We start from the raw sequence: 16,537 nt of genomic DNA on the forward strand, positions 1-16,537 counted from the left end.
TCGCAGAATTGACGGTAACGCCACTGCGGTTTCATCACGCGTCGGGAATCAGCGCCGTGCTGACGCAGCCATGATGTGCCTGAGAAACAGTGGCGCAGAAGTCGGCCAGATAGCCGCGGCGAGGTTCGCGGGGCTTCCAATCACGCAGGTTGGCCTTCCGCCGCTGCAGTTCGGCATTGCTCACGCGAACCTCAACCGTTCCCTTCAGCAAGTCAAAAGCAATCACGTCTCCGTCAGCCACGCAGGCGATCGGTCCGCCGACGGCTGCTTCCGGCGAGCAATGAACTCCGATTGCTCCGTGGGAAACTCCGGAAACGCGCGTGTCGGAGATGAAGGCCACTTTGCCATCGAGTTCCGGGACTGCCAGAGCGGCGCTGGCAACCAGGACTTCCGGCATTCCGGATGCGACCGGTCCCCAGTACCTGAGCACGATCACAGATCCCGGTCGGATGCGACGCTGTTCCACCGCCTTGACGATGTCGCGAGGATCGTCAAAGCAGACAGCCGTGCCTTCGAAGTGCGGTTCCTTCATGCTGGACACTTTGAAGACGATGCCGTCGGGAGCAAGATTTCCGAAGCAGACCTGCATGTCCGCGAACGGCTTGTACGCGTTTGGGACATCGACGATCAGATCCTGACCGTCCGGCGGCGGCCCGACGTCGGCCAGGTTTTCGGCGAGCGACCCTCCGGTGACCGTCAGACAGCTTCCGTCCAGCAACCCGCAGTCCAGCAGGTGCTTCAACAGGACCGGAGTACCGCCGATCCGGTGCAGATCCACCATCGTTCGAGGCCCGCGCGGAGCAAAGCTGCACAGCACGGGAGTTTCCCGGAAGATCGGCTGCAGATCCCTGAGCGTGAAGTCCACACCGGCTTCGCGAGCCAGCGCCAGCAGGTGAAGCACCCCGTTGGTTGAACCTCCGGCTGCGGCGATTGTGACGGCGGCATTACGGAACGCAGCTTTGGTCAGAACATCGCGAGGACGAATGCCGCGTTCCAGCAGGCGTTTCACAGCGACTCCGGTGGCACGGCATTCTTCGCGCTTGGCCGGATCCACGGCAGGAATGGAACTGCTGGCCGGCAGCATCAGCCCGATGGCTTCCATCGCCAGGCCCCAGGTGTTGAACGAAGCGGCGATTCCACACCCGCCGGGTCCGGGGCAGGCCCTGCGAATGATCTCATCCCCTTCTTCAGCCGTCATTGAGCCGGTTGCGACAGCGGCCTGCGAGTCATACACGTCCAGGATCGTGATGTCTTTTCCGTCGTGGCAGCCCGGCAGGATGCTTCCGCCGCTGACGATCAGCCCCGGGTAATTCGTGCGAGCCAGAGCCATCGCGAAGCCGGGGCCGTTCTTATCACAGTTGTGCAGCCCGATCATGGCATCATAGCAATGAGCCGTGATGACGCATTCGGCACTGTTTGCGATCAGATTGCGGGACGGCAGGCTGGCATTGCCGCCTTCATTTCCCTGAGTAATGTTATCGCTGACGCCCGGAGTTCCGAACGGAAATGCCAGCAGTCCCGCGTCCTGGCAACCGGCCTGAAGTTCCTTCGCCAGCTCATAGGCGTGGACGTTGCAGGTATTGCCTTCCAGCAGCGGTACTCCGATTCCGACCTGCGGCTTGTCGAAGTCCTGGTCGGTCATTCCGATGGCGTAGTAGAAGGCGGTCAGTCCGCGCTGCCAGCCGTGCGTCAGTTGCTGGCTGTTCCAGTTGGTGGTGCCTGGCATGTTGGTTCCTGAGGTGTTCCGGGGCCTACTCAATTTCACGAATTCGCAGGTTGCGGTAGTGTGCTTCACCCGGCGGGCCGCCGTGAATCTGCACGGCGATGCGCCCTGTAAGCGGAATATCGGAATCCTGTTCGGTGTAGTCGACGGTCTGCAGGTCGTTGATCCAAAGCTGAATTCGCGGCCCCTGGCACAGGATGCGATAGTCGTTCCAGTCGTCTTGTCGCAGGACAGCTTTGATCTTTTCCGGATCAGGTCCGGCCAGCACTTTCCGCCGGCGCGATTCGTCGTACAGCGCACCCCAGTAGTTCTGGCCCAGGTCCGCCTGGTAGCCGATCATTTCGTGGTGATCCGGAATTCGTTGGCTGCGAATCTGTATCCCCGCGTTGGTGTCGTCGCCGATCAGCCGGAACTGCAGCCGAAGCTCAAAGTCACGGAATTCGCGTTCGTGCTGCAGAAAGAAATTCATCGGCACGCGTTCCTTCAGCGATCCGCCCATGATGCTGTGGTCTTCGATGCGAAACCACTTCCGGTCACCGTCCCAGTGGTCGAAGGAATCGCCATCGAACAGCGGCTTGAAATCGGATTCCTCCGCTTCGCTTTGTGCTGTCGCAGTCGCGGGCGCGACGCAGCACAGTGTCAGTGCCGTCAGGAAGACTCCTGCCAACAGGTTTTGATCGTGTCTGCTCATAAAATCTGATCCCCATGGCGGGAACGAAAAACCCTGCGGCACGGTACGGGCAGGGTGGTGCCAGCCGTATTCTGGCGTTTGTGCCGGACATCGAAAAGCGATCGCTGCGTGCGTGCCTCTGGCCAATGCGCAGATACGGCATGCCTGAGATTTGGCTCCCGGCGAAGCTCAGCAGACGGTGTCGGCACGACCGCCGACGATCACGGCACCTGGACTTCAGCCGGAGCAATCACCGCCGCCCCTTTCCTGCTGCCGGACCATTTGGGGACATCGCATTTCGTCGTCTGCCAGCCGTGATGAACGAGTTGTCCGGCCACACTGCCTGACGCCGTCTGGGCGACGTTGCCCGTCAACCGATACCGCTCCGATTTTGCGTCCGGAACTTCGACCGTGCTTCCTTCCCTGCTTTCGACAACCGGAGTCGGGGCGAACATGCGGTCCAGCACCGTCCGGCAGCCGCGGTGAATTTCACGAACCGCGGCGCCGACCTGAGCATCGTTGTAGCCGTCGATCGATTCCTGAATGAAATCCACAAACCGAGCTTCTCGCTGAAGCGCGGCCAGCAGAGTAACAGCGTCGCTGCGATCGGGTTTTGGCGGGGCCGCCGGTGCGGGCTTTTCCACGGTAGTCGCGGACGTGTCTGGCAGAGCCGCCGGCCTGCCGGACAACGCGTCCAGGGCCTGCTGAGCGACCTGGCTGTTGAACAAAATCTTTAGCGCGAGACCAAGTCGTCCCATGGTGATGTGTTATTTCCCTGTTGAGTTCGTTCGTGGTGTCGAGTCTGCTCGTCAGACATGCACCGGGCGGTGGCACACGCGCCGACCGGTGTCGCCGACTTAAGACTCGCCGCAGCGGATGCTGTGCAGCGCCTTCCGCCGGGAATCGGTCTTATGCGTCCACCGCGTGCCCGGCATCCGTCCAGCCTCGAAAACCGCCATCCATGGAGATTACGTTGACGTATCCCATCTGCTGCAGATTAAAGGCCGCCAGCGCCGATCGATAGCCGCCGCCGCAGTAAAGAATGATGGTCGCGGATTGATCGGGAATTCGTTCTTCAATGTCCCGTTCGATGATTCCCTTGCCGATATGCAGAGCGCCGGGAATTCGGCCGGCGGCGAATTCGCTTTCTTCCCTGACGTCGACCAAATGGAAATGCGAACCATCCAGCAGCCGCACTGCCACATCATGGACCGTGCATTCCCGGATTTGGCTGCGGACCGAATTGACAATGCTCAGGAACTGCGGCGAATGATTCGCTGCCATCGTTAGGCCTGTGGAAAGGTGATGCTGTTGAATGGGACAAGCCGTATTCTAGCTTCCTGGTCGATCGTCCTCCATGATGTCAGCACTTCTCACGCCGATGCACCTGCGATCGCTTGCAGTTTCTGCAGGATCGCCGACCGTAGAACTCCGCTGGAGCCCAGCCCAATGCCCGATACACACCGCCTGCTTCCAGGACAGCAAATCGAACTGTCCGAAGTTCCCACGCGAGCCGATGACTTTCACGATGATCGCCGTGCCGCCGAAAGGGAGTTTCGGGATCTGCGGGATAAGCTCATCAAGATGCAGGAGATGCTGTACGCGGAATCGAAGCAGAAGCTACTGGTTGTGCTCCAGGCGATGGATGCCGGCGGCAAGGACAGCACGATTCGCAGGGTGTTCAAGGGAGTGAATCCTCAGGGCGTGGTTGTGACGCCGTTCAAGGCTCCGACTTCAGAAGAACTGGCGCACGATTTCCTGTGGCGGATCCACAACGCGGTTCCCGCCACCGGCATGATCGGCGTCTTTAATCGTTCACACTATGAAGATGTGCTGGTGGTGCGGGTTCACAATCTTGTTCCCGAAAATGTCTGGCGACCCCGCTACGAGATTATCAATCAGTTTGAAAAGCACCTGACCGAATCCGGGACGACGATCCTGAAGTTCTTTCTGCACATTTCGAAGGAGGAGCAGAAGAAGCGGTTCCAGGACCGGCTCGACGATCCGGAAAAACACTGGAAATTCGACCGTGCTGACCTTTCCAAACGCCTGGAATGGGATGACTACCAGCTCGCGTTCCAGGACATGCTCAGATTCTGTACGACAGAACATGCTCCGTGGTACGCCATTCCGTCTGATCAGAAGTGGTACCGGAACGTCGCGATCGCCCGAGTGATGATCGATACACTGAAGCGGATGAATCCAAAATATCCGCAGTCGGAAGATCTCAGCGACGTGAAGTTTGAATAGCCGCCGGCACCGAGTTCGACATTCGCTGCCCGGCACTGGTGGAGCCGTCTGCGCCGACGACCTTCGAGTTACGTCAGCGGCCATACATCGCCGAAAGCGTCTTTCTGCAATTGCGTCAACTGACGGATTCCGTCGCGTGCCAGGCTCAGTTGCCGGTGCAGCAGATCTTCGTCAAAGGGTTCGCCTTCGGCAGTGCCCTGAATTTCGATGAAACGGCCGCTTCCCGTCATGATGACGTTCATATCAACTTCGGCGCGGCTGTCTTCTGCATAGTCCAGATCCAGCACGGGTCGCTCGTCGAGAACGCCGACGCTGACGGCGGCGACGCTGTCCTTCAGGATCGGCCGCGGCGACTCGATGCCCAGGACGGCGTCGCACAAAGCGATGAATCCGCCCGTCGTGCTCAGGGTTCGAGTTCCTCCGTCTGCCTGCAGGACGTCGCAGTCGATCGTGATCGTTCGCTCGCCAAGCGCCTGGAAATCGACGGCGGCCCGCAGGCTGCGGCCGATCAACCGCTGGATTTCCGTCGTCCGGCCGTCCACTTTCAGCCGATCCCGCTGTTTCCGCGGCGCCGTGCTGCCGGGAAGCATGCTATATTCCGCCGTCACCCAGCCAGCTGCGGTGACACCTTCTGCGCGGGGCTTTCGCCATGCGGGCACGCTGTTTTCCAGGCTGGCTGTGCACAGGACGATCGTGTTGCCCGCCTGAATCAGGACGCTGGCGGCCGCATTCTTCGTAAAGTTCCGCTGGATCCTGATGGGGCGAAGTTCATTGGCAGCACGGCCGTCCTGACGCGACATGGCGGAATTCCCGGTGGCGAAGTTTCTGGATATGTCTCACTGCGAGCTTTGCCGAACGCTGCGCTCCGACGCGGACTCCCGGCAACGGAAATAGCGGGGTGTTTCGCCGCAGCGCTGAACCTGCCCGACGAAACCTCCCCACACGGCCAGCCGTCAGAGACGCGAAGCGACGTTGCGGCGTCGTTGCGCATCATGTCAGCAGCCAGGCGAACAGGCCTCGTGCCAAATGCATGCGGTTTTCCGCCTGCTGAAACACGATGCTGCGCGGTCCGTCCATGACGTCATCAGTGATTTCCAGCCCTCGCTTGGCGGGCAGGTCGTGCATCACCTTCACCTGTTTCGGCGCCGCGCTGATGAGTTCCGCGTTGACCTGAAATCCGGAAAACGCCTGCTTCCGACGTTCGGCTTCCGCTTCCTGACCCATGCTGGCCCAGACATCGGTGTAAATGACGTCCGCGGAACGTACCGCGTCTTTGGGGTCGTGCGATTGAGTGAACTGAGCCCTCGGAAACTGCTTCGTGAGCTCGGCAGTAAAGCTACTGCACAGCTCGTAGCCTTCCGGAACCGCCAGCGTCATTTTCATGCCCGTCATGGCCGCCGCGATCGCCAGCGACCGGGATACATTGTTTCCGTCGCCGACGAATACCAGGTGCCGGCCCTGAAGATCACCGAACGCCTCGCGCAATGTCAGCAGGTCCGTCAGAGCCTGGCAGGGATGGCGGTCGTCGGAGAGTGCATTGATAACCGGACACGAAGAATACCTGGCAAAGTCTTCGATCAACTGGTGTGAAAAAGTGCGCATCGTGATGACATCGCTGTACGAACTCAGCACGGTGGCGACGTCGTAGAGCGATTCACGTCCATTCAGACCGACTTCGGCCGTTGTCAGAAAGATCCCGGATCCTCCCAGATTCACCATCGCGGCTTCGAAGCTGTTGCGCGTTCTCAGGGAGGGCTTTTCAAACATCTGAACCAGAACGCGTCCCGGTAGAAGCTGCGGGCGGTCGTTCTGCTTGTACTTCTGCTTCAGGTCGATGGCCGTGTCGAGAATCTCTGTCACGTCACCGGGGCTCAGGTCATACAATGAAATCAGATGTCGGGGCATGGCAAATCTTCGTTAGAATTCTGGCTCCGCGATCAATTCCGGTGGACCGGGAAACAGAAAACGACTGAGGCATCTCCGGAGGAGACAGCTCAGCCGAGGAAAATTCGAATCCGGAATTGTGGCAGTTTCCCTTCCGCAGGGTAAGGCGTCCCACGGAAAAACACAGCTTTTTTAAGATCCGAAAGAAGCCATGACGCGTGAAACGCTGCCCGGTTCGCGCTCGGACCAGGAAAACTTGGCGCGGTCCCGCAGGCGGCTCACGAATCCGGTTCGCAATTCCCTGCGCCGCCTGAACGCCATTGCGTCGCGGCCATCATTTCATGCCCGATCAGGAGCCGCGCTTCTGGTGCCGTCGATTCTGCTGACAATCGTCGTCGAATCTGTGACGTGTTTCCTGAGGTTTGGATGCCGGCTCCAGTCGACCATGCACACGGCATCCACGATTGGCAGTCTGACCTGTGGCATTCGGATTCACCACGGCTACATCGGCGGAGTGATGATGCTGGCTGCGTGTCTGCTGTGGGACAGGTTTCCGTTGGCGACGAAATGGCTGCTGATAGCCGCGCTGGCGCTGCTTCTCAGCGACGCGATCCACCATTTTCTGGTGCTCTGGCCGGTCACCGGCAGCCCGCAGTTTGATCTTGTCTATCCCTGAGCCGCGAACGTCCGTGCGGAGGAACGATCAGCGAAAGTCTTCGTCGTCCTCGAAGTCGTCCAGCTCCTCTTCGTCGAAGCCGTCGTCGAACATCTGGACCTCTTCGCTCTCGTCGTCGTCGGCGTCGAAGGTCTCGCCATCCAGCGTGTCGTCGGCGTCTTCATCAGCGAATTCTTCGCGACCGCCCTCGGCATGGTCTTCGTCGTCAACCGGAGGCGCGTCGCCAGCGGGAGCCGCCACTGCCGCAGCCATGCCGTCGGCAGGGTACCACAGAAAGAACAGAATTGGCGCGACGGCGGTTACCGCTGCCGCTATGAAGGCCAGAGCCCAGATGATTGCCGGCATCGGGCTGGTAAAGATGTTTCCGCCGGAGCCGCCGAACAGGATGCCCCATAACAGGGTAACGATCAGCAACACGCCAAAAACGCCTGTAAAGATCGTCAGGGCCACGACCTGTTTCTTGTTCATCGCGATCTTGCCTTGTGCCAGTGCTGACCTGTCCGCCGGTGTGTCTGTTGCGTCTTATCGGCATCCTACGGCGTGACGATCAGCCCTCGCAAGAAGTACCCTCCGACTTTAAGAAATCCCTCCGCGAGGGTGAAAAATCCGGCAATACCGGTTCACGGCAGCCCCGATACGGCAAAGGCCCGGCACGCCAATGAAGGCATGCCGGGCCGGGCAGTGCGATCTGTCCGTCTGCGGATTCCCTGTCGCAGCCAGCAGATCCTTTGGTTGTGTGAGGTTTACCCGCCGAAATTACAGGAAACCTCGGGGACACCAGTGCTGTCGTGAACGGTATACGTATCACCCGAACCGCCGTACTGCGACCGGGAATCGTACGCGTTAGCCGCGTCGTTGAGTTCGTGAGTCACGGCGTACTGCAAGCTGGTTAGCCCCGCGATGGCACCCAGAACCAGAATGGTTCCCACGAGTACGACTTCGGACGAAAGAATCATTCCTTGTTGATCCTTCACCAGCCGTCTAAACAGTTGAAACATTTCAGGAACTCCGCAGCAAGAATTCAGCCAGGGGTGCGACGTCAAGCCGAACCGGCAACGGGCCGGATGGGAGACGATGTTGCGTTTTGGCAACTCTAACCCATAAAACCGATCTCTGTGAAAATCGCACGATCGACGGCCAACAATCCGGGCGACGCGAGCAGACTTTGGCGAATCTGTCGACTGCAGCAATCATGCGGAGATCGCCGGCGAAGAAGCGTCGTCCGGCGGTGCCGCAGTCAGCGTCAGATCAAAATGCGGGACCACGCGTCCGGTGAATGACGGTGACATGGTCCCGGCGGAATTCCCTTTGCATCCAGAACACTATGCAACACTTCGACTACCGTTTCACTGTCGACGCGCCTGTGGACGCTGTGGCATCATTTCACTTCCAGCCGGACGCGTTCCGAAAGCTGACACCACCGCTGACGATCGTGAAGATGCACCGCGCGGAACCGCCGTCAGATGGATCCGTCACTGAGTTCACGATGTGGATCGGACCGTTTCCGATCTACTGGAAGGCGGTCCATTCGAGCGTCAGTCCATCCGGATTCACGGATACCCAGGACGCTGGCCCGATGAAATTCTGGCGGCATACGCACCGATTTGCCGCAATCACGCCAGCAACGACGGAAGTCCACGAACACATCGAATACCAGCACCATGACGGCTGGATGGGGCTGCGATCGCGGCTGCTGTTCTCTCGTCCGGCGCTGCGAGCACTCTTCGCGATTCGGAAGTTCAGGACGCGACGGGCGCTGAGGAAGTAGCAATTTCCCTCGCTGCTACTCAAACATGCCCGGCGATTGACGGTCCGGAGGAAGGTCCGTCGGTTCGGTGCCGGCGGTGCCAGCGGTGCCAGCGTCAACCCGGAACGTTATCAGATCCAGTTCTGAGTCCTGCAGCAGCATCTGAGCGGTCGCGGAGTGCAGGCCGGGCTCGATCGCCCGCAGCTTGAGGACGATCCTCCGTGAGTCGCCGGCAGCCAGGCGAGCGATTCCGTTTTCAATGCGCCGCACCGGGTCGGAATCGTCCAGAGTGTGGTGTCCCAGGCCGCGGTCCAGAGTCACTCGCAAATCGACGCCCTCCGCAGCAATGTCGCCGACGTTGGTCAGGTTAAACAGCACTTCGAAGACTTTTCCTACCTGCACCACGCCAATCGGTTTTTCCAGAGTGAGACGGACGTCCGGGCGAAGAGCGGGCGGCAGAGGTTGCCGGTTCAGCGTCTGTCCGGCCTGCACTCTCGTCGGACTTGCGACAGCGGCAATGGCGGAGATTTCCGTGCGCGACTCGTACCGGCCGGGGCGATCCGAAGTCACGTCCAGTCGAAAAACCCGCTCCGCCAGCGGATCCAGTTCGTCGATCAGCCAAGTTACAGTGTCTGCCCGGTAAACACCGACGGGCTGCATGTCCGTCGGTTGCCAGTCAAACGGCAACAACTCACGCAGCAGCAATCCGCCGATGCGTTCCTGTCCGGTATTCTGGACGCGGATTTCCACGCTGAATCCGCCGTCGCCCGGCGTCGCGGGAACGTTCTTTTCGACTCGCAGGTCATTTGCGGACACCATTCTGCCCGGAATGACGTCCACGCGAGTCAGCATGTCGCGCACGGCGAAATCAGAATCCTCGCGCAGGGGTGCCGCCAGACTTCCTCGCGACGTCGGGTCCGGCGTCCGAAATGCCGCCGACAGCCAGTCATCCCTGTTCCACCGCAGTGAGGCGATGGCGCGGTCCACCACACCCGTCAGCGCTGGCGCGGAAATCTCACGGCCACGTACCGCAAGGACGCGACCTGTGGAATCGAGGCTGAGTCGCAGATCCGGACCGGACAACCAGCGACGGTCCGTCTCGCGGCTCAGCAGCGGCTCGTGAAAGTCTACCGGCTCGCTTCTGACCGGAGCGCTGCCAAAGTCGAATAGCGGCGGAAAGTCGTCGTCGCCAGGCGTCGGCTGTTCAGGACGCGGGTATTCGCGCGCCGGAAACTCCGGGTACTCCGGATACACGGCGATGTGCTCAACCTGCGGCAGCCGGAACCTGATTGACGACGGAACCTGATAGACCACGTTCGAAACGCCGCTTTCCGTCAACGGTGCCTCCTGCGTTGTCGAAATTGCCGCCGCGTCGGACTCGCTCGTCGCGTTGATCTCAGGGGTGAAGTCCAGCACGCTGCCAGCGTTGATCAGTGCATTTTCATCCCGTTTGACGGCCAGCGCCTGCTGAGAAAGGCCGCTGAACATCATCAGTGCAATCAGCACGACTCCCGTCGTCCCGGATGTTGCCGCTGTCACCCACCAAAAATGCTCGCTGATAAACGACCGGACGTCATCCAGGCCTTCACAGAGCCGAAACCAGCTTTCTTCCAGCATTTCGCTGGTGGCTGTCAGCCAGCGCCCGTCGAAGAATTCAACGACGCTCAGTTTCTCGCCATAAACCATCGCGAGAAAAATCAGGCTTAGTAAGAAGACGGCAGCCAGCGTGAATGTCAGACTCATCGCAGAACTTCCCTGCAGGACACAACCAGTGCCGGCGGTTTACCAAATACCGGCAAGAGCGGGAAGTCGAAGGCAGAATCTGCCGGTATTCAGCGGGCAGCGCGCAAAAAAACGCGGCGACTGCGACAGCGCCCGGAACGATGTGATGCACTCAAGCGGTGTTGAACCCGTGTTCCGATGCTCTGCCTGCTCGTCGCCGCGATAGCCGGTTTCTGGTGTTTTGAATTCGGCACTGGATGTACTAAGCAAGACCGACCCACTGGGAATCGCAACAGAGGGGGGCATTCGGACATGGTTTTCTGAGAATCTCTTAAGATTCTTTGAAATCAGCCGGATTCCTCGTCGAAATTGCGCTGTAAATCTTTTTGCATAAAAGCTTTATGGTGTTTTCTGGATTCGTGGCGAATCCGTGGTTCCTCGGCGATTTCGATCACGGCAGCAACAAATTGAGCGTTTCATTGAACTGATCGTTCGTTCAGTTTTCTGGGAACTCGCCGTATCGGTTGTTTGCCTGCGCGTTCCCGAACCAGACCATGGGAAGGTTCCCAGGCAGCGTGACCGTGATACTTCCGGTCACGGTTTGCGTGGGCAACGGCTCGGTCGGTTCCCCGTCAAAGCTGCCTAGCTTCGCCAAAGTAAGCGATGCGTGTTGGAAAGAATTGGTCTCGGCGTCTCCCCTTGCGTTTGCATATCCTACTGCGGCAACCTCAGGGGAATTGCTAAACCGCAAAGCTGTCACAGACCGAATCTTTGATATGGATGGAAACGTCCCGGAAACTGCGCGCCTGCTGCGCACCCGTCCAGGCCGATGATTCGTGACTGACGTTTCGGGATTCGTGAAACTTGAGCCGAATTGGATATTGCCTCTTATCAACCGCCGGTTGTCCCCGACTTCTCTTTGGGGCGGCACTGTTTCGCTTGCCTGTAACGCTCAGACTTCGCATCTTTCTTGAGACCGTCTAAGACATTCTGTCAAGCACTTGTTTCGCTGCAGCAACTCGCGTGTCAGAAGCTGCGGCCCGCTGTATAAATCCCGCTGAATTTACTTTGTCTTTACAGAACTCTTCGTTGGGTTAACTGCCATGCTGTTGAATACCTGGCTTTCCGCTGCCAAGCGACAACTGTTTTCTGTACCGGGAAGCCACGCATCGATGGGGCGCCGGTCGGTCGGTTTCCGGCGACAGACAGCAGCGACTGAGCTGCTGGAAAGCCGGGCGTTGCTGACGGCCCTGGTAATTAACAATTCCAACGTTGACGACTTCACGAACGCCGCCGGTACGGTTGCACTCACCAATGCGACGCTGGGCGCGAACGATTCGATCGTGATCGAAGATGCCATTCTGACGTCTACTGGCAAGGCACTGACGATCAATCTGTCCAACATCAATCTGGACAGCATTGCCATTGAATCAACGGACGTAACCGCGTTCACGGGTACCGCAATCGACATCAACCTGACAAACGTCACCGGCTTGCACACGATCGCCATCGAAGATGTGCTGGTGAACGGGCAGGTCAACGGCGGCAATGGTCTGGGGATCTCCATCAACCTGAGCGGGACCGACGTCGATGCCATCACAGTCGACGACTCTGAGTTCCCCGGTGTGCGAATCACGGCGACCAACAACAGCGATATTCTGAATGGTTTGATTACTCAGAACACGATCGTCGCGCCGGCGGGATTTGAAGGCGTTCTGGTCTCCGCCACCACCGGAGCTACGGCAAACGGTTTCCGAGTTCTGGAAAACCAGCAGATCGACGCGCTGGATCGTGACGCTGTCAAGATTAAGGTAAACGACTCGCCCCTGGACGGTCTGGTAATTGCCGACAATGTCGTTGGTACAGACCGCGGCGCTGACGTGCTGTTCCGCGCGGAGGGTGATACGTTCCAGCAGCCATTCAGGCTTCAGAACAATGCGACCGATGGCGAACGGATTACCAGTTTTGTCTTTGACCTGACGCCGCTGGGGCTGATCTTCGATACCAACGCCGTCACCGGCAAGGCATTTACTGTCACCAATGACCCTGGTAACACAAATCCCACGGGCGTCGTGTCGTCGACACTGGACGCCACAAAACAGATCCTGACCGTGACGTTTGATCCCACGGCCTTCGCGCCGGGTGAAGCTCTGGAATTTGTGATCGACGTCGACCTGGCTCCCACAAACCCAGCCGATCCACCGATCCCGACATCGGTGTTTGGCAACGATCTGGTCGGAGCGGCCATTGAGGTCAACTTTACCGCCGGCCAGACCGCCGGAAGTGTGCCCAAGCGTGTTTCCGGCGTCATGGTCGCGGATCCGGACAGTTTCACGGCATCACAGTTCGCTGTGGGGGCCGGAGTCGCTGGAAATACTCAGGGAATCAATCTGGATCTGACAAATGCTCCGGTGACGAACGCTTCGATCCTGCGAAACACCGTGACCGGAAGCGCCGGACATGGCCTGCTGATCAATGCAAGAGCTCACAGCGATGTGACCGGCGTCATTGAAGGCAACACATTTGTTGCCAGCGGCCAGGACGGAATTCATATGGCTCTCGTGGACAGCGACTTCACGGGTGCCGTCATTGGAAACGTCATCGCCAACAACAGCGGATTCGGAGTCAACATTCAGCCGGAAGTTTCTCGCAAGGGGCTGGTGGAAGATGCCTTTGACAACAATCCGGTCGTGATCACGTCGACGAATCACGGTCTGCAGACCGGTGACGAGATCATTATTCAGGGAATGACCAACGACGTTCCCGGCGTTCCCCACCCCGGCAACGGGCGTCACGTGGTGACGCGCATCGACAACAACCGGTTCAGCCTGCAGGGCGTCAACGGCCTGTCTCCCAACGTCGTCTATGCCGGCGGCGGAGCGTGGTATCTGCCCGACTTCCAGGGCGGCGTTGCTCGCAACCTGATTACGATCGATATGCAGGCCAGCGTTTCCCGGGGGACGATTTCGGCGATCAGTACAGCGGGAGGTGTCACGATCACGTCTGCCGACCATGGTCTGACAACCGGAGATCAGGTTCGCGTCAGCAATGCGGCCGGCGTTCTTGGTGTGAATGGCGTGTTCACGGTCACCGTCACGGGACCAGATACGTTCACGCTCGACGGTGCCGCGGGAAGCGGAACCTACGATACGTCCGAGGGACTTGCCACCTGGGAAGCGGACGTTGTAACGGCCGCCTCCAATACGGATGGCATCGTGATTACGTCGCTGAACCACGGCCTGGAATCGGGTGAGCAGGTCAGAGTCATGGGTGTCGAAGGAAATACGGCGGCCAATGGCACGTTCACCATCGTCCGCATCGATGCCGACCACTTCCGGCTGAATGGCGCTGTTGGGAACGGTGCCTACACCGGCCAGGGCACTTGGGTACGGCTCGCCGATCTGACGCCGACCGGAGACCGCCTGCCGCAGGAAGTGTCGGGTAACAGCATCACGGGTAACGGCAAGGCAGGGTTCTATGTCGACCTTACAGCCGGCACCATCTTCAACGGTGACATCGTCGGAAATGACATTTCCACCAATCGCGACAAGGGAATTCACATCGAATCCCACAGCTTTGGTCTGGGGACAGATCTGCCGCTGAACCCCGCTGATCCGCTGGCACTGCCGTCGCTGCAGGATATCAGCTTCGACGTCAATATCGGGACCGCGGCAACCGGTGACGGCAACACAATGGACAGAAATGTCGGAGCGTCGATTCTGATTGATGCCCTCGACTTTGCGACCGGATCCTTCGAAATCCGGAAGAACCGAATCACCAGCACACAGAATGACAACAACCCCGGCAGCGGCCTGGAAGGCGACGGTATTGTTGTCCGGCTGCAGGGAGACCTCTTGTCGTCCGAATCCGTTGCGATCCTGGCCGAGTCCGTCATCGACGACAACATCATCGGTGTGGACAACCAGGGCAATGAAGGTAACGGTCTGAGTTTCATCCTTCGGGAAAGCTCCAAGATTCAGGACCTGCGGGTCACCGACAACAACTTCCTCAACAATGCCCTCGACGGATTCCACTTTGTCCGATCCGAAGACGGTGACCTGAACTCGGTCGTCTTTGAACGCAACAACGCCACAAACAATGGCGGCGATGGTTTCGAACTGTTTGCCATCAACACCGTCAAGGACCGTCTCGACTTCCAGATCAATGAAAACAACATTGATGACAACGGTGAGTACGGCCTCAGAATCGATGTTCAGGCCGACGCCCGTATCGGTGTCGACTTTAACAATAACTCGGTACGCAGAAACGGTGCGGCAGCCAACGGCAATGGTCACCACCCGAATGACGGCGTGGCCGGTTCTGCCGGGTCAGCAGGGGGCGTGGGAATTCTCGCGTTCCAGCAGGTGGAAGTCGTCTTCAACGCAACCCAGTCACACTTCGACGAAAACTTCGGTGATGGCTTCAGTGTTGACGCCTTTAACTTCTTTGACACACTGATTTTCCAGAGTTCGTTCACGGACAGCACGTTCAACAGCAACATGCTGACGGGCTTCCGCAATCACGGGGCTTCCTTCGGCACGATTGACTGGCTCCGCAGCGAATTCAGTCTCAATGGCGAAGACGGCGCGCGTTCTGTTTCCATTGAAGATAAGACAGACTTTTTTGAACGTCGCGTCGGCGGAAATGACATCGACATTCACAGCCTGTCGAGTCAGTTCGTCCAAAACGGGCAAAGCGGCCTGCAGGTCGGACAGGGCGTGTCCGCGGTACTTGGTGACGGAACGATTCCGGGTGCGAATCTGTTTGACAACAACGGTGAAGACGGGCTGAAAATCACCCAGGATATTGGGGCGTATCTTGCAGAACTGGGTCGGATTCGAGTGATCCAGGCGGACCTGAACTTCTACCGAAACAACCAGGGCGACGGGATTGACATCGGCCATTTCGCCCAAACGGAAGGCGGCAACGTCGAACACGGTGACGAGGTCGCCAGTGATGTCAACGTGATGATCAATAATTCCACGATTACCGGAAACCACGGTGACGGCGTCGAATACCTCGGAGACAGTTGGCAGCGGCTGCCGCCAATTTTCGGTGGCGGCCAGGATATCGACACAATTGACGTCTCCTCGCTGACGATTTCCGATTCCCGGATCAACAACAACGTGCTCCGCGGAGTCGACATTCTGAACCGCGTGGGTGAAGACTCCCGAATCTCGCTGATCAACAACGAAATCCTGTCGAACGGTCTGGAGGGCATCTACGTACTCAACACAGCGTCGCACTTCCAGCTTCAGAACGGGCCTGAAGATCCGCTGGATGTGAAATTTGAGCAGTACGCGATCCGCGGAAATGACAGTACGCGTGTATTCCAGGTCGACCCGGCCCCCACGCGGGAGATCGAATTCGCGATCAGTCCCAACATCGAACTTCGCGTGCAGGACAACCGGATCGAATCCAACGGCACCAGGTCCAGGAACTCCGTCGTGCCGGTAAATAATTCGGCGATCGGGCAGGATGCAAGCGGAAATCAATCACTTGACTGGACACACAACTACGCAAGTGTCACGGGGACGCTCGGCGGTCTGGTCGTTCGTGTTGGAGCCGTCGATACAATCGGCCGGACGAGGGTTGCCTCGCCGGAAGCGGAGCTTGGGCTCTCAGGGATTGACGCGGAGGTCGTCAATAACTCCTTTGACGGAAACATCGGGGCGGACTTCTATGTCGACAGCTTTGTCAGCCAGATTCCACGCCAGTCCCGGGGTTCTTTAATTCCGGACACGATCCGGTCTTCATCTGGAATGATGGCTATCGTGATCCTCTGGCACGACTCGACCTGGTCTTCCGCGGCAATGTCGGCAACTCACTTGATGTGACCAACGGGTTTGCGTTTCTGGACAATGT

Annotated in this window: 13 protein-coding genes; 4 read left to right on the top strand and 9 right to left on the bottom strand. The window is 58.7% G+C overall.

Annotated features, from left to right (window positions below; all coding sequences use genetic code 11):
- Positions 1–34: 34 nt before the first annotated feature.
- From R3C19_15020 to R3C19_15035, 4 genes are all read right to left on the bottom strand, one after another.
- Entirely contained in the window at positions 35–1,726 is a 1,692-nt protein-coding gene (locus R3C19_15020) for a dihydroxy-acid dehydratase (GenBank protein ID MEZ6061657.1), read from the bottom strand.
- A 25-nt stretch (positions 1,727–1,751) separates the two neighbouring features.
- On the bottom strand, positions 1,752–2,414 hold the full coding sequence (locus R3C19_15025) for a DUF1080 domain-containing protein (protein MEZ6061658.1): 663 nt from the start codon (positions 2,412–2,414) through the stop codon (positions 1,752–1,754).
- Between the two features lie 200 nt (positions 2,415–2,614).
- Positions 2,615–3,151, bottom strand: a complete 537-nt coding sequence (locus R3C19_15030; protein MEZ6061659.1) for a DUF2760 domain-containing protein — start codon at positions 3,149–3,151, stop codon at positions 2,615–2,617.
- 151 nt (positions 3,152–3,302) lie between these two features.
- Complete coding sequence (locus R3C19_15035) at positions 3,303–3,677, bottom strand: rhodanese-like domain-containing protein (protein MEZ6061660.1); 375 nt, start codon at positions 3,675–3,677, stop codon at positions 3,303–3,305.
- Between the two features lie 165 nt (positions 3,678–3,842).
- Here R3C19_15035 and R3C19_15040 point away from each other — a divergent pair, with 165 nt between their 5' ends.
- A complete protein-coding gene (locus R3C19_15040; GenBank protein MEZ6061661.1) occupies positions 3,843–4,643 on the top strand; it encodes a polyphosphate kinase 2 family protein in 801 nt (266 codons plus the stop codon).
- A 68-nt stretch (positions 4,644–4,711) separates the two neighbouring features.
- Here the strand turns inward: R3C19_15040 and rph are convergent, their stop codons facing one another.
- The gene (gene rph, locus R3C19_15045) at positions 4,712–5,443 is read right to left on the bottom strand and encodes a ribonuclease PH (GenBank protein MEZ6061662.1); all 732 of its coding nucleotides are present in this window, start codon (positions 5,441–5,443) and stop codon (positions 4,712–4,714) included.
- A gap of 190 nt (positions 5,444–5,633) precedes the next feature.
- Entirely contained in the window at positions 5,634–6,548 is a 915-nt protein-coding gene (gene argF, locus R3C19_15050; protein ID MEZ6061663.1) for an ornithine carbamoyltransferase, read from the bottom strand.
- A 190-nt stretch (positions 6,549–6,738) separates the two neighbouring features.
- Between argF and R3C19_15055 the strand changes: the two genes are divergently transcribed.
- The gene (locus R3C19_15055) at positions 6,739–7,203 is read left to right on the top strand and encodes a hypothetical protein (GenBank protein ID MEZ6061664.1); all 465 of its coding nucleotides are present in this window, start codon (positions 6,739–6,741) and stop codon (positions 7,201–7,203) included.
- 27 nt (positions 7,204–7,230) lie between these two features.
- Here the strand turns inward: R3C19_15055 and R3C19_15060 are convergent, their stop codons facing one another.
- A complete protein-coding gene (locus R3C19_15060; protein MEZ6061665.1) occupies positions 7,231–7,671 on the bottom strand; it encodes a hypothetical protein in 441 nt (146 codons plus the stop codon).
- A gap of 275 nt (positions 7,672–7,946) precedes the next feature.
- A complete protein-coding gene (locus R3C19_15065; protein ID MEZ6061666.1) occupies positions 7,947–8,201 on the bottom strand; it encodes a hypothetical protein in 255 nt (84 codons plus the stop codon).
- A gap of 326 nt (positions 8,202–8,527) precedes the next feature.
- Here R3C19_15065 and R3C19_15070 point away from each other — a divergent pair, with 326 nt between their 5' ends.
- Positions 8,528–8,971 (top strand): hypothetical protein, encoded by a 444-nt coding sequence (locus R3C19_15070; GenBank protein ID MEZ6061667.1) that lies wholly within the window; start codon positions 8,528–8,530, stop codon positions 8,969–8,971.
- A gap of 15 nt (positions 8,972–8,986) precedes the next feature.
- Here the strand turns inward: R3C19_15070 and R3C19_15075 are convergent, their stop codons facing one another.
- Positions 8,987–10,693: a hypothetical protein gene (locus tag R3C19_15075; GenBank protein MEZ6061668.1), complete on the bottom strand. Its 1,707-nt coding sequence runs from the start codon at positions 10,691–10,693 to the stop codon at positions 8,987–8,989.
- Between the two features lie 1,082 nt (positions 10,694–11,775).
- Between R3C19_15075 and R3C19_15080 the strand changes: the two genes are divergently transcribed.
- Positions 11,776–16,509 carry a hypothetical protein gene (locus R3C19_15080; GenBank protein ID MEZ6061669.1) on the top strand — a complete coding sequence of 1,578 codons (4,734 nt, stop codon included), beginning with the start codon at positions 11,776–11,778 and terminating at the stop codon, positions 16,507–16,509.
- Positions 16,510–16,537: the final 28 nt, after the last annotated feature.

The organism is Planctomycetaceae bacterium (assembly GCA_041398785.1).
Lineage (GTDB): Bacteria > Planctomycetota > Planctomycetia > Planctomycetales > Planctomycetaceae > JAWKUA01.

Coding starts and splice junctions, on each gene's coding strand:
- R3C19_15020 (MEZ6061657.1), bottom strand. CDS start 1,726: ATGCCAGGCACCACCAACTGGAACAGCCAGCAACTGACGCACGGCTGG.
- R3C19_15025 (MEZ6061658.1), bottom strand. CDS start 2,414: ATGAGCAGACACGATCAAAACCTGTTGGCAGGAGTCTTCCTGACGGCA.
- R3C19_15030 (MEZ6061659.1), bottom strand. CDS start 3,151: ATGGGACGACTTGGTCTCGCGCTAAAGATTTTGTTCAACAGCCAGGTC.
- R3C19_15035 (MEZ6061660.1), bottom strand. CDS start 3,677: ATGGCAGCGAATCATTCGCCGCAGTTCCTGAGCATTGTCAATTCGGTC.
- R3C19_15040 (MEZ6061661.1), top strand. CDS start 3,843: ATGCCCGATACACACCGCCTGCTTCCAGGACAGCAAATCGAACTGTCC.
- rph (MEZ6061662.1), bottom strand. CDS start 5,443: ATGTCGCGTCAGGACGGCCGTGCTGCCAATGAACTTCGCCCCATCAGG.
- argF (MEZ6061663.1), bottom strand. CDS start 6,548: ATGCCCCGACATCTGATTTCATTGTATGACCTGAGCCCCGGTGACGTG.
- R3C19_15055 (MEZ6061664.1), top strand. CDS start 6,739: ATGACGCGTGAAACGCTGCCCGGTTCGCGCTCGGACCAGGAAAACTTG.
- R3C19_15060 (MEZ6061665.1), bottom strand. CDS start 7,671: ATGAACAAGAAACAGGTCGTGGCCCTGACGATCTTTACAGGCGTTTTT.
- R3C19_15065 (MEZ6061666.1), bottom strand. CDS start 8,201: ATGTTTCAACTGTTTAGACGGCTGGTGAAGGATCAACAAGGAATGATT.
- R3C19_15070 (MEZ6061667.1), top strand. CDS start 8,528: ATGCAACACTTCGACTACCGTTTCACTGTCGACGCGCCTGTGGACGCT.
- R3C19_15075 (MEZ6061668.1), bottom strand. CDS start 10,693: ATGAGTCTGACATTCACGCTGGCTGCCGTCTTCTTACTAAGCCTGATT.
- R3C19_15080 (MEZ6061669.1), top strand. CDS start 11,776: ATGCTGTTGAATACCTGGCTTTCCGCTGCCAAGCGACAACTGTTTTCT.